The following is a 22545-nucleotide window of genomic DNA, read 5'->3' on the forward strand; positions in this document are numbered from 1 at the left end:
GACCGTACGACTGGTTCTGACGGGTCGTCAACTACGGTGAGGTAATGGGTTGTCCACCAAGGTGCGGGCAATGGGTCGTCTCTATGGGGTGGGTCCCGATTGGCATCGGGGGCACCAGTAGGTGGGGCGGGTGTCCTGCTCCGACGCGCGGATCGGTGTCCCGCAGCGCAGACAGGGGCGGTGGGTCCGGCCGTAGACCCAGAGGTTCTCGCTCGGGCGGCGGGCGCGGGGAGCCGGAGTGGTGGTCCGGGGGCGGGCACCGACGGTGGTGGTGCGGACCGGACGGTCGCGGTTGGCTTCCAGGAGCTGTTTGGCCGTGGTGACCAGGAGGGCAGCCGTGGATTCGGACAGTCGGCCGATGGGGAGCCAGGGGGTGGCGCGGGCCAGGAAGCAGAGCTCGCACTTGTAGATGTTGCCGATGCCGGCCAGATTGCGCTGGTCCAGGAGAGCCTCGCCGAGGGGGCGGGCGGGATCGGTGAGCAGATTGCGCAGCGCTGTGTCGGCGTTCCAGTCCGGGCCCAGCAGGTCCGGGCCGAGGTGGCCGACGACCTTCTCCTCGTCCCTGGTGCGCAGGAGTTCGAGAACGGGGAGGCGGTAGCCGACGGCGGTGTGCGCGGTGTTGGCCAGGACGGCGCGGATCTGGTGGGCGGGGCCGCCGCGCCAGCGTTCGTCAGGGGCGTAGACACGCCAGGAGCCGTTCATCCTCAGATGGCTGTGGAGGGTGAGGCCGCCCTCGATACGGGTCAGCAGGTGCTTGCCGCGCGCGGAGAAGTCGAGAACGATCCGGCCGGTGAGATCGGCGGTGGCGAACCGGGGGACGCGCAGGTCGGACCGGGTGAGGACCTGACCGGCCAGCGCGCTGTGCAGCCGTTTCGCCGTCTGCAGGACGGTGTCTCCTTCGGGCATACGTCCATGATGCGCGGGGATGGCGGGTGAGGGCGGGGCGACCCTGCGATCTGTGGGAGTGGTGGCTGTGGCGCGTGAGCCCTGAGGCCATGAACGCGTGGGTGTGGTGTGCGGCCCGACGTGCCGGCGTGGAGCGGCGCTCTCGGTGTGGTGGCGTAGGAGCGGGGGCTCAGGCGCGCAGGCGCAGGCCTCTCGGGGTGGCGAGGAAACCCGCCGACTCCAGGGTGCGGCCGAGGGGTGAGGTCAAGGACGAGGCGCCGTTGGTGCGCTCGACCGTGACCGTGCCGAGGGCTCCGGCGCGGGCAGCGGCGGCCAGGGCAGCCGCTGCCGCCCGGAGCGCGGGGTCGTCCGGATCGGTCGGCCAGGCCAGCAGCGTCTTGCCGCCGCGCTCCATGTACAGCGTCAGCTCACCGTCGACCAGGACCACGAGGGAACCTGCCTTGCGGCCGGGTTTGTGCCCGGCCCCGGCCGGCGGCTCCGGCCACGGCAGGGCCGCGCCGTAGGCGTTGGCGGGGTCGGCTGCGGCGAGGACCAGAGCATGGGGATCCGCGCCCGGTTCCGTGCGGTCGCGGGCGGTGGCGGCCGCACGGAGCCGGTCGACCGCGCCGTCCATGGCGAACTGCGCCGCCCCCAGACCCTCCACGACATACCCGCGGCGCGCCTGCCCGTTGTCCTCGAAGGCGGACAGCACTCGGTACGCAGCAGAGAAGCCGCCCTCGACGCCCTCGGCCTGTACCGCGCCGCGGGTCACCACGCCGTGCCGGTCCAGGAGGGTGCGCGCGAGGGCGTGGGCCCGGTGCGTGGGCTCGGGTTCGGCGGGCGGCAGCAGGGACCAGCGGCCCGAGACCGTGGGCGGACCGGTGCGCGAGACGGGGCGTGCCGAGGCGCTCAGAGAGCCGTAACGGCCGCGCGGAACACTGCGTTTGGCGCGGTGCGCGGTCGACCCGGCCGTGCGTCCGGAGCCGAGCAGTGCACGCAGCGGGGCGAGCGTGTCGTTGGTGAGCCGACCCGACCAGGCGAGATCCCAGAGGGCGTCCGCCAGCTGCGGGTCGGTGGAGTCCGGGTGGGTGGTGGCGCGGACCTGATCGGCGATCTGGCGGAAGAAGAGCCCGTACCCACCGCTCAGCGTGGTCAGCACGGATTCGTGCAGCGCGCTGAGTTCGAGCGGACGAGGGGGAGGCAGGAGCAGGGGAGCGCTGTCGGCCGGATACAGGGAGAGCCAGCCGTCCTTGCCGGGGAGGGCGCCCGCACCGGCCCACACGACCTCGCCGGTGGTGGTGAGTTCGTCCAGGAGCGCGGGGGAGTAGCCGCTGACGCGGCTCGGCAGGATGAGCTTCTCCAGAGCGGACGCGGGGACGGGTGCGCCCTGCAACTGCTCGATGGCGCGCGCCAGTCCGTCGATTCCGCGCAGGCCGTTGCTGCCGAGATGCTGCCACTGGGGGAGGAACCCCGCCAGCGCGGCGGGAGGCACCGGCTCCAGCTCATGGCGGAGCGCGGCGAGCGAGCGGCGTCGCAGCCGCCGCAACACCGTGGCGTCGCACCACTCCTGGCCGATGCCGGCGGGGTGGAACTCGCCCTGGACGAGCCGGCCGGAGGCCGCGAGCCGTTGCAGCGCCCCGTCGGTGACGGCGGTGCCGAGGCCGAACCGGGCGGCTGCCGCGGTGGAGGTGAACGGGCCGTGCGTACGGGCGTAGCGGGCGAGGAGGTCGCCGAGGGGATCCTTCACCGGTTCGGTGAACGCCTCGGGGACGCCGACCGGGAGTGCCGTGCCCAGGGCGTCGCGCAGTCGGCCCGCGTCCTCGATGGCCGCCCAGTGATCGCCGCCGGCGATCCGGACCCGGATGGCGCGGCGCGCCGCTGACAGCTCCTGCGCCCACTGAGGCTCGGCGCCGCGCTCGGCCAGTTCCGAATCGGTGAGCGGGCCGAGGACCCGCAGCAGATCGGCGACCCCTTCGATGTCCTTGATGCGGCGGTCCTCGGCCAGCCACTGGAGCTCCTGCTCCAGCTCGGTCAGGACCTCGGCGTCGAGCAGCTCGCGCAACTCCGCGCGGCCGAGCAGTTCGGCCAGGAGATGGGAGTCGAGCGAGAGGGCGGCGGCCCGTCGCTCGGCCAGGGGCGAGTCGCCCTCGTACAGGAACTGTGCGACGTAGCCGAACAGGAGCGAGCGGGCGAACGGGGAGGGTTCCGGGGTGGTCACCTCGACCAGACGGATCCGCCGGGCTTCCAGGTCACTCATCACTTCGGTGAGCCCGGGGACGTCGAAGACGTCCTGGAGGCATTCGCGGACTGCTTCGAGAACGATGGGGAACGAGCCGAACTCGGAGGCGACCTGGAGGAGCTGGGCCGCCCGCTGGCGCTGTTGCCACAGCGGTGTGCGCTTGCCGGGGCTGCGCCGGGGCAGCAGCAGCGCGCGGGCCGCGCACTCGCGGAACCGGGAGGCGAACAGGGCGGAACCGCCGACCTGGTCCGTGACGATCTGCTCGATCTCGCCCTTGTCGAAGGCCACGTCGGCGGCGCCGACCGGGGGCTGGTCGCTGTCGAGGGCGGTGTTGGCCGGGGGGAGCGGCGCGGCGCCGGGATCCTGGGCCGAGTCCTGCGCCGGGTCGAAGTCGAGGAGATCCAGACCCATCATGTCCGCGTCCGGGAGCCTCAGCACGATGCCGTCGTCGGCATGCATGACCTGGGCGTCCATGCCGTACCGCTCGGCGAGGCGGGCACTGAGGGCGAGCGCCCACGGGGCGTGCACCTGGGCGCCGAAGGGGGAGTGCACGACGACGCGCCAGTCGCCCAGCTCGTCGCGGAAACGCTCGACGAGGATGGTCCGGTCGTCCGGCACATGGCCGCAGGCCCGGCGCTGCTCGTCGATGTACGACAGCACGTTGTCCACGGCCCAGGTGTCCAGGCCCGCGGCCAGCAGCCGCTGCCGGACCTCCTCGGGAGACAGCCCGCCGAGCTCGCGCAGGAAGGCGCCCAGCGCACGCCCCAGCTCCAGCGGGCGGCCCAGCTGGTCGCCCTTCCAGAACGGCAGCCGTCCCGGAACGCCGGGGGCAGGCGACACCAGGACCCGGTCGCGGGTGATGTCCTCGATCCGCCACGACGTGGTGCCCAGCGTGAAGACGTCACCGACCCGGGACTCGTAGACCATCTCCTCGTCCAGCTCGCCGACCCGGCCGCCGCCCTTCTTGGGGTCGGCGCCCGCCAGGAAGACCCCGAAGAGTCCGCGGTCGGGGATGGTGCCGCCGGAGGTGACGGCGAGCCGCTGGGCGCCGGGGCGGCCCGTGACAGTACCGGCGACCCGGTCCCAGACGACGCGTGGACGCAGCTCGGCGAAGGCGTCGGACGGATAGCGGCCGGCGAGCATGTCGAGCACGGCGGTGAAGGCCGATTCGGGGAGCGAGGCGAAGGGGGCGGCCCGGCGGGTCACCGCCAGCAGGTCGTCCACCTGCCAGCTGTCCAGGGCGACCATCGCGACCAGCTGCTGGGCCAGCACATCCAGCGGATTGGACGGGATCCGCAGCGCCTCGATGGACCCCTCGCGCATCCGCTCGGTGACCACGGCCGCCTGCACCAGATCGCCCCGGTACTTCGGGAAGACGACCCCGGTGGAGACCGCGCCCACCTGATGCCCGGCACGGCCGACCCGCTGCAGTCCGGAGGCGACCGAGGGCGGTGACTCCACCTGGATCACCAGGTCGACCGCTCCCATGTCGATGCCCAGCTCCAGGCTGGAGGTGGCGACCACTGCGGGCAGCCGGCCCGCCTTGAGGTCCTCCTCGACCTGGGCGCGCTGCTCCTTGGAGACCGATCCGTGGTGGGCCCGGGCGAGCAGCGGAGGCGCGCCCTTCGCCGCGCCGGACTCCGCCATGATCTCGGCGGGGGAGTGGGCCTCGGGCATCGTCTCGCCGGTGGCCCGCTCGTACGCGATCTCGTTGAGCCGGTTGCAGAGTCTCTCGGCGAGACGGCGGGAGTTGGCGAAGACGATCGTGGAGCGGTGGGCCTGGACGAGATCGGCGATCCGCTCCTCCACATGCGGCCAGATCGACGGTTTGTCCGCCTGCCCGGAGGAGTCCGGGTCGGTGGCGGGGGAACCGCCGAGCTCCCCCAGATCCTCGACCGGCACGACGACCGACAGATCGAACTGTTTGGTGGACGGCGGCTGGACGATCTCCACCTTCCGCCGGGGCGAGAGGAAACGCGCGACCTCGTCGACCGGACGGACCGTGGCCGACAGGCCGATCCGCCGGGCCGGCCGGGGCAGCAGCTCGTCGAGCCGCTCGAGCGACACGGCGAGGTGGGCGCCCCGCTTGGTGCCTGCGACCGCGTGCACCTCGTCGAGAATCACCGTTTCGATGCCGGCCAGTGCCTCCCGCGCCGAGGACGTCAGCATCAGGAAGAGGGATTCGGGAGTGGTGATCAGGATGTCCGGCGGCCGCGTCGCCATCGAGCGGCGCTCGGCGGGCGGGGTGTCGCCGGAGCGGATCCCCACCCGGACCTCGGGTTCGGGCAGTCCAAGGCGCGCCGATTCCTGGCGGATTCCGGTCAGCGGCGAGCGGAGATTGCGCTCCACGTCGACGGCGAGGGCCTTGAGGGGCGATACGTAGAGCACACGGCAGCGCTTCTTCGCCTCGGCGGGCGGCGGGACCGCGGTCAGCTGGTCCAGGGCGGCGAGGAAGGCGGCCAGGGTTTTGCCCGATCCGGTCGGCGCGACGACCAGGACGTCCGACCCCTCGCCGATCGCCCGCCAGGCACCTTCCTGCGCGGCCGTGGGCGCGCTGAAGGCACCCGTGAACCAGCTGCGGGTCGCGGGGGAGAACGAATCGAGTGCGGAGCCGGTCATGCCCCCCATCGTGCACCCCGCCACTGACAACGGCTGCGGCAACCGCTGAGGCGGTCGCTGCGCCGATGTACCCGGAATCCGCGGCGGTCGCTGCGCCGATGTCCCCGGGACCTGCGAACTGCGAGAATTCGACCATGGCTGCTGCATCGGGACCGAGGGAGTGGGCGAGGCACTGGCAGTACGCGGAACTGCCCGACCTCGACCTGCTGCGGGCCCGCTACATCCGCCACACCTTCCCGCGCCACAGCCACGAGGGTTATGTGTTCGGAACCATCACCCAGGGTGTCGAGGATGTCGGGCTGCCCGGCGGCACCGTCCACGCGGGGCCCGGCACCGTCGTCATGATCAATCCGGAGGTCCCGCACACCGCCCGCGCCGGTGTGCCCGAAGGGTGGGTGTACGCCACGCTCTACCCGTCCTCCCAGGTGATCAACGACATCGCGGCCGATACGACGAACCTGCGCGGCACGGTCGGCTTCACGGAGACCGGAGTCGTCGATCCGTACGCAGCCCGGCTGATCGGGGAGGTCCACCGCGCGGCGGAGGAGGGCAACGCGCTCGCGGCGGACAGTGTGCTGCGGGTCATGGTCACGCGGCTGCTCACCCGGCACGGCAGTGCCCTGCCCGCCCGTACGGCCGGGGCTGCGGGCGCGCGGGACGCGGCGCGTGCCCGTGCCGTACTGGAGAGCCGGATGACCGAGCCGCCCACACTGGAGGCACTGGCCACCGAGCTCGGCACGAGCCCGTTCGCCCTGCTCCGTGCCTTCAAGAAGCAGTACGGGATGCCGCCGCACACCTGGCTCACCGACGCCCGGGTCCGGCGTGCGCGGCGGATGCTCGACTCTGGCACCGCCCCCGCCGCGGCCGCCGCCGCGGTCGGCTTCACCGACCAGCCGCATCTCAACCGCCACTTCACCCGGATCGTGGGGGTGCCACCCGGCGCCTACCAGCGCGAACGCGCAAGAACGTACAAGACCGGCCCCGACCTGCCCGGGTAGCTTTCCGGACGTGGCAGAACAGACAGCACCCCTTCAGAGCGCGGCCGGCCCGCCCGACGACAGTGTGATCACCGCCGAGGCCAAGCCGGACGCGGCCGTCGTACGTGACGCTCTCGGCGTCGGCATAGCCGTCGGCCTCTCCGGCTTCGCCTTCGGCGTCACCTCGGCCGGTTCGGGACTGAGCCTGCTGCAGACCTGCGCGCTCAGCCTCCTCGTCTTCACCGGCGCCTCCCAGTTCGCTCTGGTGGGCGCCCTTGCCGCCGGCGGCAACCCGTACACAGCGGCGGCCGGCGCCTTCTTCCTCGGCGTACGCAACTCCTTCTACGGCCTGCGGCTGTCGCAGCTCCTCGCGCTCCCGCGTGCCGTGCGCCCCCTCGCCGCTCAGTGGATCATCGACGAGACGACCGCCGTGACCTTGCCCCAGCCCACCCGGCGAGCCGCCCGGATCGGCTTCACCGTCACCGGGCTCACTCTCTACGTGCTGTGGAACCTCACCACGCTGGTCGGCGCGCTGGGTGCCGAGGCGCTCGGCGACACCGCCGCCTGGGGGCTGGACGCGGCAGGCCCCGCCGCCTTCCTCGCCCTGCTCGCACCGATGCTGAAGAGCACGACGGACCGGGTCACCGCCGCGCTCTCCGTTCTGCTCGCCCTCGGTCTGCTGCCGGTACTGCCCGCCGGGCTGCCCGTCCTGCTGTCCGCGCTCGCGGCGCCCGTCGTCCTCTTCCTGACGGGACGCGGCAAGGACATGGCGCCGAGCCCGAAGGAAGCCCGGGAAGGCGGGGCACCGCGCACCACCGTGTCGGAGGACGCCCGATGAACGTCTGGATCGCCATCGCGCTGACCGCCGTCGGCTGCTACCTCGCCAAGCTCGTCGGCCTCCTGGTGCCCGCCGGCGCCCTGGAACGCCCCCTCGTGCAACGTCTCGCCGCCCTTCTGCCGGTGGCTCTGCTGGCTGCCCTGACCGCGCAGCAGACCTTCGGCGTCGGACAGCAGCTGGTGCTCGACGCCAGGGGTGCGGGCCTCGCCGCCGCGGCACTCGCCCTCGTCCTGCGCGCACCCTTCCTCGTCGTCGTGGGTGTGGCCGTGGCCGTCACCGCCGGCGTGCGCGCGCTCGGCTAGCCGGCGCGCACGGACGGCCCTGCGAGGCCGCGGTCATCCCAGGTCACGTCCGTACGCCCGCAGGGTCTGCAGGGCTCTGAGCGTGACCAGGGGGCGTCCCTCCAGGGCGGTTCCCGGGGCCCACTGCCGCCAGGTCACCGGCCAGCCGCCGTCCGTCTCCTGCCCGGCCGCCAGGTGGTCCAGTGCGCGATCCATCTCCGCGTCGGTGAACCAACGCAGGGCGAGGGATTCGGGCGCGCGGGCGTAGTCGTACGGAAAGTGCTGCTCACCCGGTGCGTACCCGGGCGCCACCGGATACTCCGCGCGGCGTTCCGGGTCCAGGACGGCGAGCCGCTGGTCGCGCACCAGGCGTCCGAGCCGGTCGGCCGCGGCCTCGGCCCGCTGCCGGTCCGGCGCACCGTCGAGGAAGGCGACCGCGGCTTCGATCTCGTAGGGGTGGGACACCTCCAGGGCATCGACGGCCGCCCAGCAGAAGTCCGTGGCCCGGAACAGCCAGGCGTGCCACACCGAATTGCGGTGGAGCAGCCCGACGACGGGCCCGGTGACCAGGAGCTCGGCAGGGGGGTGGTCGACGATCGGGATGAACGGCGCGGCCGGGTAGCCGCGTTGCGAGGGAAGCAGGGCGGGTAAGGCTCCCTCCTTGGTGGACACGTCGGTGAGGAATCGGCAGATGCGCTCCACCCGGAGCCCGCCGCAGCGGTCGATGGAGTCGAGGACGCTCAGCGCGTGTGCTGTGTGCAGCGGCTGACTGACGGGGCCGCGCAGATCGGGTTCGAGCGCGTGCCCGTACCCGCCGTCCTCGTTGAGATAGGCGGCGAGCGCCGTTTCCACGGCGTCCGCACCTCCCTTCAGGAAGTGATGGGCGAATCTCCGCTGTTCGAGGACACGGGCCGTGAGCCAGATGAACTGCTCGGCACGGTTGAGGGGGCTTGTTCCGGTTCCAGCCATGGACCGACCGTAGGCCGGTGAGCGCTCCCGGCAGGGCCGGGCGGCCCGGCTGCACTCTCAGGAGCGGGATACTGGTGGCATGCGGTTGACGATTTTCTGGGAACGGATGGCGGACCACTTCGGCGCGGGGTACGCCGATTCCTTCGCGCGTGACCACGTGATGGCGGAGCTCGGCGGGCGTACGGTGTGGCAGGCCCTTGACGAGGGGTGGGAGGCCAAGGACGTCTGGCGCGGGGTCTGCACGGCGGTCGGCATCCCCGCGGACAAACGCTGAGGCGCAGCCCGGCGCGGCACGGCGGCGGGACCTCCTCCGGGGCGCGCGTCCGATCGGCTCAGCAGTAGGCGAGACTTGTTTCGTGGCACCGACAGACGAGACCGCTCAGACCCAACCGCCCTCCACCCCGCCCGTCCCGCCGGCCGCGCCACCCGCCCCGCCGTCCGGCACCGGGACTGGCCGCATGCCCGGCTGGCTGCCGCGTGCCATGGTGCTGGCGCTGGCGCTGTACGCCTGCTTCCGGCTCGGCAGCTGGGCGTTCGACCAGCTCATCGGCCTGTTGATCAATGTGCTGATCGCCTTCTTCCTGGCGCTCGCGATCGAGCCCGCGGTGAGCCGGATGTCGGCTCGCGGCATGCGCCGGGGCTTCGCCACCTTCCTGGTCTTCCTCGGCGTGCTGATCGCCGGCGCCGGTTTCATCGTGCTGCTCGGTTCGATGCTCGCGGGCCAGATCGTCGACATGGTGGAGGATTTCCCGAAGTACCTCGACTCGGTGATCAACTGGGTCAACCAGACCTTCCACACGGAGCTCTCCCGTGTCGAGGTGCAGGACAGCCTGCTGCACTCCGACTGGCTGCAGAAGTACGTCCAGAACAGTGCGACCGGCGTACTCGACGTGTCCACCACGGTCCTCGGCGGCCTGTTCCGACTGCTGACGATCTTCCTGTTCTCGTTCTACTTCGCGGCCGACGGCCCCCGGCTGCGCCGCGCACTGTGCTCCGTCCTGCCTCCCGCCCGCCAAGCGGAAGTGCTGCGGGCCTGGGAGATCGCGGTGGACAAGACGGGCGGATATCTCTACTCGCGTGGCCTGATGGCGCTCATCTCAGGCATCGCGCACTACATCCTGCTGGCTGCCCTCGGCGTGCCGTATGCGCCGGCGCTCGCGGTCTGGGTCGGACTCGTCTCGCAGTTCATCCCCACGATCGGTACGTATCTGGCGGGCGCCCTGCCGATGCTGATCGCGTTCACCGTCGACCCCTGGTACGCGTTGTGGGTCCTCGGATTCGTCGTGGTGTACCAGCAGTTCGAGAACTACATGCTGCAGCCCAAGCTGACATCGAAGACCGTCGACATCCACCCGGCGGTGGCCTTCGGCTCGGTCATCGCCGGTACGGCACTGATGGGGGCCGTCGGTGCGCTGATCGCCATCCCGGCCGTGGCCACGCTGCAGGCCTTCCTCGGCGCCTACGTGAAGCGCTACGACGTCACGGACGACCCCCGGGTGCACGGACGCCATCAGTGGCGGCGCGGTGAGTCGGTGTCCGTGCGGCTGCGTCGGCTCTGGCATGCCCCCGAGACCGAGGATGAGGCCGAGGGCGGGCAGGGCGAGGGCGAGGAAGGGCAGGGCCCTCAGGCGCGCTCCTGAGGCGTGGGGTGCTTCCGGTCCCCGACATCCCCGTTGTCCCTGCTGTCCCTGTGCGGTCGGTATTCGGTATGGCGTCACTCACGTGTCATTGACTCCCCGTGTCTCTGATGCTAGGGCGCTATCCTGGGGGCGAGTCGGTGCGGCGTGGTGCGCTTGACACCAAAATCGAACATCCGTTCTCATGGGATTCCGGCCGGGTTTTCCCGCGCTCGACCGTGGAGTTGTCCACAGGCCGGGAGGACGTCGAGGCCCATTGTCAGTGGCAGGGGTTAGCGTCTTTGACGTGAAGCGATCGACTCAAGCAAATCGGGTGGAACCCATGGCAGGAAACGACCGCGAGAAGGCGCTGGACGCCGCACTCGCACAGATTGAACGGCAATTCGGCAAGGGCGCGGTGATGCGCCTCGGCGAGCGGCCGAACGAGCCCATCGAAGTGATCCCCACCGGCTCGACCGCGCTCGACGTCGCGCTCGGCGTCGGCGGCCTGCCGCGCGGCCGTGTGGTGGAGGTGTACGGGCCGGAGTCCTCCGGCAAGACGACGCTGACGCTGCACGCCGTGGCGAACGCGCAGAAGCTCGGCGGCACGGTGGCCTTCATCGACGCGGAGCACGCCCTCGACCCCGAGTACGCGAAGAGGCTCGGGGTCGACATCGACAACCTCATCCTGTCCCAGCCGGACAACGGTGAGCAGGCTCTCGAGATCGTGGACATGCTGATCCGCTCGGGCGCCCTCGACCTGATCGTCATCGACTCCGTCGCGGCCTTGGTGCCTCGTGCGGAGATCGAGGGCGAGATGGGCGACTCGCACGTCGGTCTGCAGGCCCGCCTGATGAGCCAGGCGCTCCGGAAGATCACCAGCGCGCTCAACCAGTCCAAGACCACTGCGATCTTCATCAACCAGCTCCGCGAGAAGATCGGTGTGATGTTCGGCTCGCCGGAGACCACCACCGGTGGTCGTGCGCTCAAGTTCTACGCCTCGGTGCGCCTCGACATCCGACGGATCGAGACGCTCAAGGACGGCACCGACGCCGTCGGCAACCGCACCCGCGTCAAGGTCGTCAAGAACAAGGTCGCCCCGCCCTTCAAGCAGGCCGAGTTCGACATCCTCTACGGCCACGGGATCAGCCGCGAGGGCGGCCTGATCGACATGGGCGTGGACAACGGCTTCGTACGCAAGGCCGGCGCCTGGTACACGTACGAGGGCGACCAGCTCGGCCAGGGCAAGGAGAACGCCCGCAACTTCCTCAAGGACAACCCCGATCTCGCCAACGAGATCGAGAAGAAGATCTTGGAGAAGCTGGGCGTCGGTGTGCGGCCCGAGGCGACGCCGGCCGAGCCCGGAGCGGACGCGGCCGGAGCCGCGGCGGCTCCGGCAGACGGTGCGGCGAAGTCGGTGCCCGCTCCGGTTGGCAAGACCAAGCCGGCCAAGACGGCGGCGGCCAAGAGCTAGGCCGTGACGCGTCGTACGGAGTGGCCGGGCAGCGGCGCGGGTCCCGGCCCCGAATCCGCCGCCGGACACACCACCGGATCCGATGGCGAACCCGACCTCTTCCATGAGCCGGCAACGGGGGCCGGCTATGGCAGAGGCGCGGGTTCGGGTACGGGATTCGGCGAGGGGGCCGGGCGCCGTTCCCGCTCCCGCTCCAGAAGCAGCGGCTCCCCTTCCTCGTCGAGGGCCGAGAAGGGGGAGCCGCGAGACCCGGCCGAGCAGGCGCGCAACATCTGCCTGCGGCTGCTCACCGGGACCGCACGCACCCGCCGGCAACTTGCGGATGCCTTGCGTAAGCGGGAGATCCCGGACGAGGTGGCCGAAGAAGTGCTGTCGCGCTTCGAGGACGTCGGGCTGATCGACGACGCCGCGTTCGCCGATGCCTGGGTGGAATCCCGGCACCACGGCCGCGGTCTGGCCCGCCGCGCGCTCGTCCGTGAGCTGCGGACCAAGGGCGTGGACGCCTCCGTGATCGACGAGGCCGTCGGTCAGCTCGACTCCGAGCAGGAGGAGGAGACGGCGCATGAGCTCGTCGCACGCAAGCTCCGGTCCACCCGGGGCCTGGAACGCGACAAACGGATTCGCCGGCTTGCGGGCATGCTCGCCCGCAAGGGGTACGGGGAGGGAATGGCCCTGCGCGTGGTGCGCCGGGCCCTGGAGGAGGAGGGTGAGGACATCGAAGGGCTGGACGAACCCTTCTGAGCGTCGGCGTCACTGGTAGCTCGTTCAGCGCGTTGTGGTGCGGCCGGTCCGGACTCGGCGTGCCCGCTCGGGCCGTTCACTCCTTCCGGTTCGACTCGTTGTCTCCCCTCACCGCGTCCCCTCGCCGTTGTCCGGCCGTTACTGCCCGGCGTGGGCCGCACGGCGGATGGTGGCGTCGATCAGGGCTAGGGCGTCTGCGGCTGTGCGCCCCGGGTAGCGGTTCCAGGGCCCGATCAGCCCGGTCCAGCCCTGGGAGCGGAGTTCGGAGATCAGCCAGGCGCCGGCGCGGTCGACGGTGTGCACCGATCCGTGGCCCAGACGGTGCGCAGTGAGCATGGCGCCGCAGATGCACCGGGCCCCCCGGGCGTTGCGGAGCCGGTAGGGGGTGTTCTGCCAGCCCCATTCGGTGAGGATCTGCCGTGCATGGGCGAGATGGACGGAGGGCCGCACCTCCGGCTGTCCGATGCGCCGCCAGGCATGGAGCCGGTCGGGCAGTACCGCACCGAGACGCCCGGGAAGCGGACGCTCGCGTGGCAGGGGCGCGGGCAGTGCGCGCACCGTGTCGGCGATGAGCTGATCCACCGGTACGGACAGCAGACTGCGCCAGTCGCCGGGCGGGGAGGGTTGCTCCTGCACGGCGCCGGGTGAGTCGGGGCGCGGAGGTTCGGGGACGGCGAGGGGTCCGGAGTAGGTGAGCTCCCAGCCTGTGACGATCTGCTGCCAGGCCTCCGTGTCGTGGAGGCGCGCGGCCTGGGCGTCGAGTTCGTCGGGTGTGAGGGCGATGATCGGCATGGGTGCGGGGCTCCCCGTCGTAGCGGTGACAAGGCGATGCCGTCGCGGTGTGGTGGCGATGCCGTGGCGCGCCTTGGTGTTGAGCCGAATGTCCGTCCGCTTCGCGGTTCGCTCCACCGGAGCGAGGCCATACGGGTGTGTCGCCACGGATTCCGGTGATTCCCTCCGGCGATTCGCAGCGGGCGGATCAGGGCTGGGCCCCGAGCCGGGACCACGAGTCGGCAGATCAGGGCCTGGGCCCCGGGCCGGGACCACGAGCCGGGCGGGTCAGGGCCGGGGCGTGCCCGGACGTGGCACGGGGGAAAGCCCCCCTACGAAGACGCCGGAACGCTCCAGTGCACAGGTATCTGTGCACAGAGCAGTGTGTGACGCATGCCAGAGAAGCCCGGTGGTACCGAGATCACGGAGCTGGCCGCCCTCAAGGCCCTCGCCCAGCCGCGACGCCAGCAGATCCTTCAGCACCTCACCCTGCACGGCCCCGCGACGTCGGCGATCCTCGCCCGCGCCCTGGGCCTGAACACCGGAGCCACCAGCTACCACCTGCGTGAACTGGCCCGGTACGGCTTCGTCGCCGACACCGTGGCGCTGGAGCCGGGTGCGCGCAGGGCGCGATGGTGGCGGGCCGTTCCCGGAGACCGCCGGTTTCCGCCGCCGTCCCGCCGGACGCCCGGGATGCGGGTCGTCATGGACGAGCTGAACCGCCATGCGCACGCCGCCGATCTCGCACTGTTCGAGCGGCTCCAGCGCGAAAGCGGTGCTAGGGCGGACGGCCCGGGTGCCGACGAGTGGGGCGACGGTCATGCCTACTCACGCGGCTCGCTGCGGCTCACGCTCCCCGAACTCCACGAGTTCTTCGAGGAGTACATCGCGTTGATGAACCGCTACAAGCGCCCCGACACAGAGACCCCGCCCGGCGCCCGCACGGTCCACACCCGCCTGCTCGCCTTCCCCGGGCCGGGCGATGACGCTCATGGACGTGAGGGCGCCTCCACGGACGACACCAGCAGAGAGACGGACGCATCATGATGCTGCGCTATGCCCTGCGGACGATCCGCCACCGCAAAGGGGGATTCCTCGGAGCGCTGCTCGCCCTCATGTGCGCAGCCGCCCTCGTCACCGCCTGCGGCACCCTTCTCGAGACCGGCCTGCGCGGACGGATCGCCACTGAGCGCTACGCCGCGACACCCCTCGTCGTCTCCGCGGACCAGAACGTCCACCGGACCACCGTGAAGCACAAGGGCAACGGGACGACGAAGGTCAAGCACAGGGCCAAGCCGGTTGCCGAACGTGCCTGGCTCCCCGCCACCGCAGCCGACCGGATCCGCACCCTGGAGGGTGTGCGCGCGGTCGTCCCCGAACTCACCTTCCTCGCCGAGCCCCTGGGCCTGCGCGACCACGAGGGAGGCAGTGCCCTGCCCTCGTACGGCCACTCCTGGGACTCCGCCCCGCTCACCCCGTTCGCCCTCGCCGCAGGCCGCGCCCCGGCTTCCGCCGATGACGTCGTGATCGACCGGGGACTCGCCGAGCGGGCAGGCCTCACGACCGGCGACCGGCTCACCGTGCAGTCGACCCGGGCCCCTCGCACCTACCGCGTCAGCGGCATCGCGGCCCCGGGCGGGCGCAGTGAACTCCGTCGGCAGACCTCACTGTTCTTCTCCACGGCGGAGGCCGAGCGCCTCGCCGCCCGCCCCGGCCAGGTCTCCGCACTGGGGGTGCTGCCCACAGCCGGTACGGACACCGACCGGCTGAAGCAGCAGGTCGCGCAAGCCCTCAAGGGCACCACCGCCCGGGTCTCGACGGGAGACGGGCGCGGCCCGGTCGAGTTCCTGGATGCCGCGGGCGCGCGGATCGAACTGGTCTCCATGGGCGGAGCCATGGGCGGTACCTCGCTGCTGGTCGCGGTACTCGTGGTCGTCGGAACCTTCGCACTCTCCATCCAGCAACGTCATCGCGAGCTGGCCCTGCTGCGTGCCATCGCCGCCACGTCACGGCAGATCCGCCGCCTGCTCGGTCGCGAGGCGTTGGTGGTCGGTGCCGTTGCCGGGGTGCTGGGCGCTCTTGCCGGGCTTCCGCTGGCCGGGTGGCTGCACAGTCGATTCATCGACATGGGTGTGGTTCCGGCGACGCTGGAGCGGACGGTCGGGATCCTTCCCGCGTGCGTCGCCCTTGCCGTCACTCTCCTCGGCGCCTGGGCCGCCGCCCGTATCTCCGGCCGCCGTATCGCCCGCCTCCGGCCTGCCGAGGCCATGGCCGAGTCCGCGGTCGAGCGTCGCCGCCCGGCCCGGGGCCGCATCGCGGCCGGCCTGGTCCTGCTCATCGGCGGCGGGGTGCTCGTCGCCGTACTGGGCATCCTGCACACCGAGGCCGCCTCGACACCGGTCACCTTCCTGGCCGTGGTGGTGCTGGCCACGGCGGTGTCTCTGCTCGGCCCGCTCCTTGTCCGGGCGGCCGCCGTGCTGCTGGCGGGAGTGCTCCGGGCGACCGGCCACGTCGGCGTCCTGGCCACCGCGAACATGCGCGGGAACTCCACCCGGATGGCCTCCGTCGTCACCCCGCTCACCTTGCTCATCGGCATGACCTGCACGGTTCTCTTCGTCCAGCCGACCCTCGGCGACGCCGCCCTCGCCCAGGCCCGTGAGGGCACCCGCGCCACCTGGGTGCTGGGCGCGCAGGGCCCCGGCGTCCCGTCGGAAGCCGCCGAGGCCGTCCGCGCGACGCCCGGGGTCACCGCCGCCACGGAGGTGGTCCGCACCACTGTCCGGGTCGGACTCGCCAAGTACCCGGCCCAGGGAGTCACGACGGCAGGTCTCGCCCGTACCTGGGACCCGGATGTGACGCGGGGGTCGCTCGCCGCGTTCAGTGCGGACTCCCGTACCGCCGCCATCAGCGAACTGGCCGCCGGCCAGCTCGGGCTGCGTCCCGGCGGCGAACTGAAACTGCACCTGGGCGACGGCACCCCCGCCACCCTCACGGTCGCGGCCGTCTACCGCCGCGGGCTGGGCTTCGGCGACCTGACGCTGCCGCACGACCTGCTCGCCCGGCACATGGACAACCCACTCGCGGCGACCGTCCTGGTCGCAGGTGACGCGAGCCGCGGCGAACTGACGGCCGCGGTAAGGAAGTTCCCTGGAGTCGCGGTTGTCCCGCCGGCTGCCGCCGACCGGCTCCAGGCGGACCGGCAGCAGGAGAACGCCGAGGTCAACCTGCTTGCCATGGGCCTGGTCCTGGCCTTCACCGCCATCGCCGTCGTCAACACGCTCGCCATGTCGGTCTCCGAGCGCCTCAAGGAGTTCGCTCTCCTCCGGCTGGCCGGGGCGACCCGCCGCCAGGTGCTGCGGATGCTCCGTATCGAGGCCCTGTCGGTCCTGCTCGTCGCGGCCGCACTCGGCACGGCTGTCGCGATCGCCGTACTGACCGCCTTCAGCATCGGCATGACGGGCGGACCGGCGCCCACCGTGCGGCCGCTGGTGTACGCGGCCGTGGTGGGCGCCGCCGCCCTGCTCGCCCTGATCGCGACGGCACTGCCCGGCCGGCTGGCCCTGAGGGCCAGCCCGGTGGAGGCCGTCACGAGCCGGTGACGGACAGCCTGGCCCCGTGCGGGGTCCCCGGTCACACCTCGACCGGGAACCCCGCAGCGCGCCAGGCCTGGAAGCCGCCGATCAGGTCCGTCGCCCGGTACAGCCCGAGCCGGTGCAGCGACTCGGCGGCGAGGCTCGACGCGTACCCCTCGTTGCAGATCACCACCACCTGCAGACCGTGGCTCACGGCCTCCGCCGCGCGATGGCTGCCCAGCGGGTCCAGCCGCCATTCCAGTTCGTTGCGCTCGACGACCAGCGCCCCCGGAATCAGCCCGTCCCGCGCCCGCAGTTCCGCGTAGCGGATGTCCACGAGCAGGGCGCCCTCCTCGGCCGCAGCCCTCGCCTCCTCGGTGCCGAGCCGCTCGTATCCGTCCCGGACCCGCTCCAGGAGCTCGTCGATCCCGACCCGGTCGTCCCCACCCTCGTGTCGTACGTCGCTCACTGCCAGTCCTCCGGGCGCTCGGTCTGCTCCAGGCGGAGCACCGCGCCGGTACGGCTGTAGCGCCGGATCTGAGGCAGCGGCGGGTAGTACGCGTGGACGGAGACGGCGTGCTCCGTCGTGGACTCGTTCAGCACCTCGTGGACGTGGTGCCGGCCGAACGCCTTGCCCTGACCTGCCGTCAACTCCCTCGACCGGTCGATGTCCTCGGCCAGTTCGAGGGTCTTCCAGCCGTCGGTGGGCAGCCGCGCCGCGAGCGAGTGCTCCTTCAGCGTGCCGGCCGCGGTGAGGAAGGCGCCGATCGAGTCGGCGTGGTCGTGCCAGCCGGTTCCGGTGCCCGGCGGCCATCCGATCAGCCAGGCCTCGCTTCCGCCGGGGCCGTCGAGCCGGATCCAGGTACGGCCCTCGGGGTCGAGGGGCAGTGAGGCGATGAGTGCGGTGTCCGCGGCGGTGCGGCGGGCGAAGTCGAGCAGTTCCGCAGCGGTCGGACCGGGGTCGGACGTACGTACGGGAACAGGGGAGGGGGAGGCAGACACAGGGACCGTCCTGAGAGTTCGCGTGGACGCCCCGGCCGCACGCCACAGCGCGCGACGGAGCAGGAGAAGGCGATTCAGCAGGACGGGCGACAGACACAGCCCGCATAGCGGAGCAGGTCCACATGGACCCTCCGCCACAGGCGCACATCGGTGTCGGTCATGTTCCGGAGTAGACCATGTGCGCCTGCGTCGGTCAATTGACGTCTGCGGTCCGGCCGGAGCGTACGGAGGTGAGGGCCGCGCCGCCGCGCGCCGCGTCCGCTGCCGCGAGGAGGTCCGCCGGCCTGACTCCGCCGAACGACTCCACGAGATGGCCGTCCGGCCGGACCAGCAGGACGGTGTGGGCCGAAGCCCCCGGATAGCTCTCGGTCACCAGGAGTTCGGCCTTCACGGGGAGGGCGTCGACCGTCTCCACGAGCCGCGGCATGATCCCCGCCCGCATCCAGTGCCGCCGGTCCCAGACCCCGGTCCCCGGCGCCACGAGCACCACCAGCAGATGCCCCTGCCCGAGCCGTTCCCTGAGCCGTACGGGCGTTCCGTCGGGCGCGGTGACCCGCACATCCGCGACCGGCGCACCGGGGGGCGTGCCCACGGCGGTGTGCGCCTCGGCGCGTGGGGGCGCAAGGGGGGAATGGGAGTAGGAAGGGGGCGCACCGAGGGGGCCACAACCCAGATGTCCGTCGGTGAGCAGCGAATCGTGCCCCCGTGCGCTCCCCGGGACCAGGGTCCGCAGACCCCCGCCGCCCCGCAGTATCGGCAGCGACTGATCGGCGGCGCGCAGCCGAGAGGCGACCGCCGCCCGGCGCTCGGCCTGGTAGCTGTCGAGGAGCACATCGGACGCGCCGTGATGCCAGGCCAGCGCCAGCTTCCACGCCAGGTTCTCGGCGTCCCGGAGCCCCTCGTCGAGCCCCTGGGTGCCGAGGGCGCCCAGCAGATGCGCGGCGTCCCCGGCGAGGAACGCCCTCTTCACCCGCCACCTCCGGGCCAGCCGGTGGTGGAGCGTGTAGACGCCGGTGTCCAGCAGTTCGTAAGGGGGTGTCTCGCCGCACCAGCCCGCCAGGGTGTCCCGGACCCGGGTGACGAGGGCGTCCGGCGTGACGAGTTCGCCGCGCGGCGGCAGCAGCCAGTCCAGCCGCCAGACACCGTCCGGCAGCGGCCGCGCGGTGACCTCGGCGCCGCCGGTGCGCCAGGGCGGCAGCCGGTGCAGCACGGCTTCGCCGGGCCAGGGCAGTTCGGTGCGCAACGCGGCGACGGCATGCCGCTCCACCGCCGTACGCCCGGGGAACCGAATGTCGAGGAGCTTGCGCACGGTGGAGCGCGCCCCGTCGCAGCCGACCAGGTAACTCCCGCGCCACCAGGTGGAACCGGGCTCACGCGTGTGCACCGTGACCCCGTCGGGGTCCTGCTCCAGGGTGTCGACGCGGCTGAGCCGCGCCGTCTGTACGAGTTCCTGCGCGGCCACCGCGTCCCGCAGTCCACGTACGAGCGCGTGCTGCGGTACGTGGACGGGGGCGGCCGGCGGGTCGCCACCGGGCGCGCCCTCGCCGAGCGGGAGCTCGCGTACCAGCTGCCGGCGCCGCACGGACCGCCAGCCTGTCCAGCGGAGGCCCTCGTCCTGGAGCCTCTTGCAGCCGAGCCGTTCCACCAGGTCGGCGGTGCCCTCGCGCAGCACGACCGAGCGGGCGGGACGTGTCTCGTCCTTGCCGGGGTCCTCGTCGAGGAGCACGGAGGGCACACCCTGCGCTGCGAGGGCGAGCGACAGCACCAGGCCGACGGGCCCGGCACCGACGATGATCACCGGGTCCACGGCGCGGCCCCCGGAACACCTGCGGTCGGACGCGCGGAGGCGCACGGGAGGAGCGAGGAGGCCGGGACGGCCCCAGAGGCGGAGGGCGGTGTCGAAGGAGATGCGGCAGCGGAGGCTCGGGGCGCGATCACAGAACGTATGCAACCTACTGCCGGTGCGCGCGTCAAGTGACACCGGAACGCGGCGAGGGGCGGTGGCGCATGCGCCACCGCCCCTCGCGGACGTCAGTAGACGAGCCGTCAGGTGGAGGACGAGTCCATGACGACCACCGGCGCACCGACCGTCTCCGGCGCGCCCCCCGGGCCGGTGCCCACGACGGTGCCGGTGCTCTTCTTCCTCTGTCGCAGCCGCCGCTCCAGCCAGCTCGCGAACGACGTGAGAGTGAAGTTCAGCGCGATGTAGATCACGGCGATGATCGTGAAGCACGCGATGGTGTTCGAGCCGTAGTTCGCGGCCATCGGCCGGACCGACGCCAGCAGCTCAGGGAAGGTCATCACCGCGCCGCCCAGTGCGGTGTCCTTCACGATCACCACGAGCTGGCTGACGATCGCGGGGAGCATGGCGGTGACCGCCTGCGGCAGCAGCACGAAGACCATGGTCTGGCCCTTGCGCATACCGATGGCCTTCGCTGCGTCGGTCTGCCCCTGGGGGAGGGTCAGGATGCCGGCGCGCACGATCTCGGCGAGCACCGAGGCGTTGTAGAGCACCAGTCCTGTGACCACGGCGTACAGAGGACGGGTTTCGGTGTCGATGTTCGTGTACTCGGAGTACACCGCATTCGCGATGATCATCAGGATCAGCACCGGAATGGCCCGGAAGAACTCCACGACCACGCCGGACGGCACCCGCATCCACCGGTGGTCCGAGAGCCGGCCGATTCCGAACAGGGCGCCGAGGGGCAGCGCGATGATCAGCGCGAAGAACGCCGCCTTGAGCGTGTTCTGGACCCCGGGCCAGATGAACGTCTCCCACGGCTGGGGGCTGGTGAAGAAGGGCTTCCACTTGATCCAGTCGAGCTGGTGCTTCGAGGCGAGACCGTCGTACACCCACCACACCACGGTTGCGGCGACGAGTACGAACAGGACGGTGTAGAGGATGTTCCGCCGCTTGGCGCGCGGTCCCTGGGCGTCGTAGAGGACCGAGGTCATCGCTTCACCGCCACCTTCTTGCTCACCCAGCCGAGGACGAGGCCGGTCGGGAGGGTCAGAACGATGAAGCCGAAGGCGAAGACCGCCGAGATCAGGATCAGTTGCGCTTCCTTCTCGATCATGCCCTTCATCAGGTACGAGGCCTCCGCCACACCGATCGCGGAAGCGACAGTGGTGTTCTTCGTCAGCGCGATCAGCACGTTGGAGAGCGGATTGACGACCGAGCGGAAGGCCTGCGGGAGGATGATCAGCCGCAGGACCTGGGCGAAGCTCAGGCCGAGGGCGCGTGCCGCCTCGGCCTGACCGACCGGCACCGTGTTGATACCCGACCGCAGTGCTTCGCACACGAACGCGGCGGTGTAGGCGCTCAGAGCGAGTACCGCGAGCCGGAAGTTGATACTCGTGAAGCCGTCGCCGCCGAGCTTGACGCCGAGCGTCGAGAACAGACCCAGCGACGAGAAGAGAATGATCACGGTCAACGGAATGTTCCGGACCACGTTCACATAGCCGGTCGCGAAACCGCGCATCAGGGGGACCGGGCTGACCTTCATGCCGGCCAGGAGCGTTCCCCATATGAGGGAGCCGAGGGCGGAGTAGACGGTGAGTTGCACCGTCACCCAGAAGGCCCCCAGCAGGTCGTAACCTTCAAGAAAGTCGAACACGATCTCCCGCGCTTCCGCGTGTAGGAGGGCACGGCGCGCCGCCGTCAGTGGCGGCGCGCCCGGTCAGCCCTGCTTCACTTGACGACGTTGCCGATCTTCGGAGCGGCCTCGTTCTTGTAGCCCGCCGGGCCGAAGTTGGCCTTCACGGCCTTGTCCCACGAACCGTCCGAGACCATCTTGGTGAGCGCGTCGTTGATCTTCTTCTTGAGGTCGGCGTCGCCCTTCTTCAGGCCGATGCCGTAGTTCTCGTTGGTCATCTTGAAGCCGGCCAGCTTGAACTTGCCCTTGTTGGCGTCCTGCGAGGCGTAGCCGGCCAGGATGCTGTCATCGGTGGTCAGCGCGTCAACAGCCTTGTTCTCCAGGCCGGTCAGGCACTCCGAGTAGCCGCCGTACTCCTGGAGCTCAGCCTTCGGGGCCAGCTTGTCGTGGACGTTCTGCGCCGAGGTCGAGCCGGTGACCGAGCAGAGGTTCTTGTTGTTCAGATCCTCGGGCGACTTGATGGAGTTGTCGTCCGCGCGGACCAGGATGTCCTGGTGGGCGAGGAGGTACGGGCCCGCGAAGTCGACCTTCTGCAGCCGCTCGTCGTTGATCGAGTAGGAGGCGGCGATGAACTTCACGTCACCGCGCTCGATCGACGTCTCACGGTCGGCGCTCTTGGTCTCCTTGAAGTTGATGTCCTTGGCGTCGTAGCCCAGTTCCTTGGCTACGTACGTGGCGACATCGACGTCGAAGCCGGTGTACTTGCCGTCCGGGGTCTTCAGGCCGATACCCGGCTGGTCGATCTTGATGCCGATCGTGATCTTCTTGCCGCCGCCCGAACCGGACGCGTCGTCCTTGTCGTCGGAACCACAGGCGGTGGCGGTCAGGGCGAGGGCGAGCACGGCGGCCGAGGCGGCGGTGACCTTACGAAGCTGCATGGTGAAATTCCCTAGAGTTGACGCGAT

General features: G+C 71.2%; 20 protein-coding genes. 9 read left to right on the plus strand and 11 right to left on the minus strand.

Translation table 11 applies throughout. The features are described 5' to 3' along the window. Window positions 1–81: 81 nt before the first annotated feature. Together SH922_RS30040 and SH922_RS30045 are read right to left on the minus strand one after the other, a co-directional pair. Window positions 82–906 carry a DNA-formamidopyrimidine glycosylase family protein gene (locus SH922_RS30040; protein ID WP_393061312.1) on the minus strand — a complete coding sequence of 275 codons (825 nt, stop codon included), beginning with the start codon at window positions 904–906 and terminating at the stop codon, window positions 82–84. Between the two features lie 169 nt (window positions 907–1075). Next, a complete protein-coding gene (locus SH922_RS30045) occupies window positions 1076–5743 on the minus strand; it encodes a DEAD/DEAH box helicase (protein WP_393061314.1) in 4668 nt (1555 codons plus the stop codon). 134 nt (window positions 5744–5877) lie between these two features. Here SH922_RS30045 and SH922_RS30050 point away from each other — a divergent pair, with 134 nt between their 5' ends. From SH922_RS30050 to SH922_RS30060, 3 genes are read left to right on the plus strand one after another with little or no spacing between them, the layout of a single operon-like run. Further along, a complete protein-coding gene (locus SH922_RS30050) occupies window positions 5878–6741 on the plus strand; it encodes an AraC family transcriptional regulator (protein WP_393061316.1) in 864 nt (287 codons plus the stop codon). Window positions 6742–6751: 10 nt separating this feature from the next. Further along, entirely contained in the window at window positions 6752–7558 is an 807-nt protein-coding gene (locus tag SH922_RS30055) for an AzlC family ABC transporter permease (RefSeq protein WP_393061318.1), read from the plus strand. Continuing rightward, the gene (locus tag SH922_RS30060) at window positions 7555–7860 is read left to right on the plus strand and encodes an AzlD domain-containing protein (protein ID WP_393061320.1); all 306 of its coding nucleotides are present in this window, start codon (window positions 7555–7557) and stop codon (window positions 7858–7860) included. Before SH922_RS30055 ends, SH922_RS30060 begins: the two co-directional genes overlap by 4 nt. Window positions 7861–7893: 33 nt before the next feature. Here SH922_RS30060 and SH922_RS30065 read toward each other — a convergent pair whose 3' ends face one another. After that, entirely contained in the window at window positions 7894–8808 is a 915-nt protein-coding gene (locus SH922_RS30065; RefSeq protein ID WP_393061322.1) for a hypothetical protein, read from the minus strand. Window positions 8809–8887: 79 nt separating this feature from the next. Between SH922_RS30065 and SH922_RS30070 the strand changes: the two genes are divergently transcribed. The 4 genes from SH922_RS30070 (at window position 8888) to recX (ending at window position 12639) form a co-directional block, all read left to right on the plus strand. Next, the gene (locus SH922_RS30070; protein WP_327708537.1) at window positions 8888–9082 is read left to right on the plus strand and encodes a DUF3046 domain-containing protein; all 195 of its coding nucleotides are present in this window, start codon (window positions 8888–8890) and stop codon (window positions 9080–9082) included. 184 nt (window positions 9083–9266) lie between these two features. Next, window positions 9267–10448: an AI-2E family transporter gene (locus SH922_RS30075; RefSeq protein ID WP_393063732.1), complete on the plus strand. Its 1182-nt coding sequence runs from the start codon at window positions 9267–9269 to the stop codon at window positions 10446–10448. Between the two features lie 319 nt (window positions 10449–10767). Next, on the plus strand, window positions 10768–11898 hold the full coding sequence (gene recA / locus SH922_RS30080) for a recombinase RecA (protein WP_393061324.1): 1131 nt from the start codon (window positions 10768–10770) through the stop codon (window positions 11896–11898). Between the two features lie 3 nt (window positions 11899–11901). Then, window positions 11902–12639: a recombination regulator RecX gene (recX, locus tag SH922_RS30085; RefSeq protein ID WP_393061326.1), complete on the plus strand. Its 738-nt coding sequence runs from the start codon at window positions 11902–11904 to the stop codon at window positions 12637–12639. Window positions 12640–12777: 138 nt separating this feature from the next. Here the strand turns inward: recX and SH922_RS30090 are convergent, their stop codons facing one another. Then, complete coding sequence (locus SH922_RS30090) at window positions 12778–13431, minus strand: hypothetical protein (protein ID WP_393061328.1); 654 nt, start codon at window positions 13429–13431, stop codon at window positions 12778–12780. Between the two features lie 372 nt (window positions 13432–13803). On the opposite strand from SH922_RS30090, the gene SH922_RS30095 reads away from it, so the two are divergent. Together SH922_RS30095 and SH922_RS30100 are read left to right on the plus strand one after the other, a co-directional pair. After that, window positions 13804–14457 carry an ArsR/SmtB family transcription factor gene (locus tag SH922_RS30095; RefSeq protein WP_393061330.1) on the plus strand — a complete coding sequence of 218 codons (654 nt, stop codon included), beginning with the start codon at window positions 13804–13806 and terminating at the stop codon, window positions 14455–14457. After that, on the plus strand, window positions 14454–17009 hold the full coding sequence (locus SH922_RS30100) for an FtsX-like permease family protein (protein WP_393061332.1): 2556 nt from the start codon (window positions 14454–14456) through the stop codon (window positions 17007–17009). The genes SH922_RS30095 and SH922_RS30100 overlap by 4 nt, the downstream gene beginning before the upstream one ends. Before the next feature lie 31 nt (window positions 17010–17040). Here the strand turns inward: SH922_RS30100 and SH922_RS30105 are convergent, their stop codons facing one another. The 7 genes from SH922_RS30105 to SH922_RS30135 form a co-directional block, all read right to left on the minus strand. Continuing rightward, complete coding sequence (locus tag SH922_RS30105) at window positions 17041–17451, minus strand: rhodanese-like domain-containing protein (RefSeq protein ID WP_393061334.1); 411 nt, start codon at window positions 17449–17451, stop codon at window positions 17041–17043. Further along, a complete protein-coding gene (locus SH922_RS30110) occupies window positions 17448–17984 on the minus strand; it encodes a cysteine dioxygenase (RefSeq protein ID WP_393061336.1) in 537 nt (178 codons plus the stop codon). The genes SH922_RS30105 and SH922_RS30110 overlap by 4 nt, the downstream gene beginning before the upstream one ends. A 74-nt stretch (window positions 17985–18058) precedes the next feature. Continuing rightward, on the minus strand, window positions 18059–18145 hold the full coding sequence (locus SH922_RS30115) for a putative leader peptide (RefSeq protein WP_362549525.1): 87 nt from the start codon (window positions 18143–18145) through the stop codon (window positions 18059–18061). Window positions 18146–18177: 32 nt separating this feature from the next. Further along, on the minus strand, window positions 18178–19791 hold the full coding sequence (locus SH922_RS30120) for an FAD-dependent monooxygenase (RefSeq protein WP_393061338.1): 1614 nt from the start codon (window positions 19789–19791) through the stop codon (window positions 18178–18180). A gap of 239 nt (window positions 19792–20030) precedes the next feature. After that, window positions 20031–20939: an amino acid ABC transporter permease gene (locus SH922_RS30125; protein WP_393061340.1), complete on the minus strand. Its 909-nt coding sequence runs from the start codon at window positions 20937–20939 to the stop codon at window positions 20031–20033. Further along, window positions 20936–21601 (minus strand): amino acid ABC transporter permease, encoded by a 666-nt coding sequence (locus SH922_RS30130; protein ID WP_393061342.1) that lies wholly within the window; start codon window positions 21599–21601, stop codon window positions 20936–20938. The genes SH922_RS30125 and SH922_RS30130 overlap by 4 nt, the downstream gene beginning before the upstream one ends. Window positions 21602–21675: 74 nt before the next feature. Then, the gene (locus tag SH922_RS30135) at window positions 21676–22518 is read right to left on the minus strand and encodes a glutamate ABC transporter substrate-binding protein (RefSeq protein ID WP_393061343.1); all 843 of its coding nucleotides are present in this window, start codon (window positions 22516–22518) and stop codon (window positions 21676–21678) included. Window positions 22519–22545: the final 27 nt, after the last annotated feature.

The sequence above is a fragment of the Streptomyces sp. LN549 genome, assembly GCF_043203805.1.
GTDB lineage: Bacteria > Actinomycetota > Actinomycetes > Streptomycetales > Streptomycetaceae > Streptomyces.

Bases quoted from the DNA above. Each gene is read 5' to 3' on its own strand.
- SH922_RS30090 (WP_393061328.1), bottom strand. From the start codon at position 13,431: ATGCCGATCATCGCCCTCACACCCGACGAACTCGACGCCCAGGCCGCG.
- SH922_RS30125 (WP_393061340.1), bottom strand. From the start codon at position 20,939: ATGACCTCGGTCCTCTACGACGCCCAGGGACCGCGCGCCAAGCGGCGG.
- SH922_RS30040 (WP_393061312.1), bottom strand. From the start codon at position 906: ATGCCCGAAGGAGACACCGTCCTGCAGACGGCGAAACGGCTGCACAGC.
- SH922_RS30075 (WP_393063732.1), top strand. From the start codon at position 9,267: ATGCCCGGCTGGCTGCCGCGTGCCATGGTGCTGGCGCTGGCGCTGTAC.
- SH922_RS30100 (WP_393061332.1), top strand. From the start codon at position 14,454: ATGATGCTGCGCTATGCCCTGCGGACGATCCGCCACCGCAAAGGGGGA.
- SH922_RS30070 (WP_327708537.1), top strand. From the start codon at position 8,888: ATGCGGTTGACGATTTTCTGGGAACGGATGGCGGACCACTTCGGCGCG.
- SH922_RS30065 (WP_393061322.1), bottom strand. From the start codon at position 8,808: ATGGCTGGAACCGGAACAAGCCCCCTCAACCGTGCCGAGCAGTTCATC.
- SH922_RS30095 (WP_393061330.1), top strand. From the start codon at position 13,804: ATGCCAGAGAAGCCCGGTGGTACCGAGATCACGGAGCTGGCCGCCCTC.
- SH922_RS30050 (WP_393061316.1), top strand. From the start codon at position 5,878: ATGGCTGCTGCATCGGGACCGAGGGAGTGGGCGAGGCACTGGCAGTAC.
- SH922_RS30135 (WP_393061343.1), bottom strand. From the start codon at position 22,518: ATGCAGCTTCGTAAGGTCACCGCCGCCTCGGCCGCCGTGCTCGCCCTC.
- SH922_RS30115 (WP_362549525.1), bottom strand. From the start codon at position 18,145: ATGACCGACACCGATGTGCGCCTGTGGCGGAGGGTCCATGTGGACCTG.
- SH922_RS30060 (WP_393061320.1), top strand. From the start codon at position 7,555: ATGAACGTCTGGATCGCCATCGCGCTGACCGCCGTCGGCTGCTACCTC.
- recA (WP_393061324.1), top strand. From the start codon at position 10,768: ATGGCAGGAAACGACCGCGAGAAGGCGCTGGACGCCGCACTCGCACAG.
- SH922_RS30045 (WP_393061314.1), bottom strand. From the start codon at position 5,743: ATGACCGGCTCCGCACTCGATTCGTTCTCCCCCGCGACCCGCAGCTGG.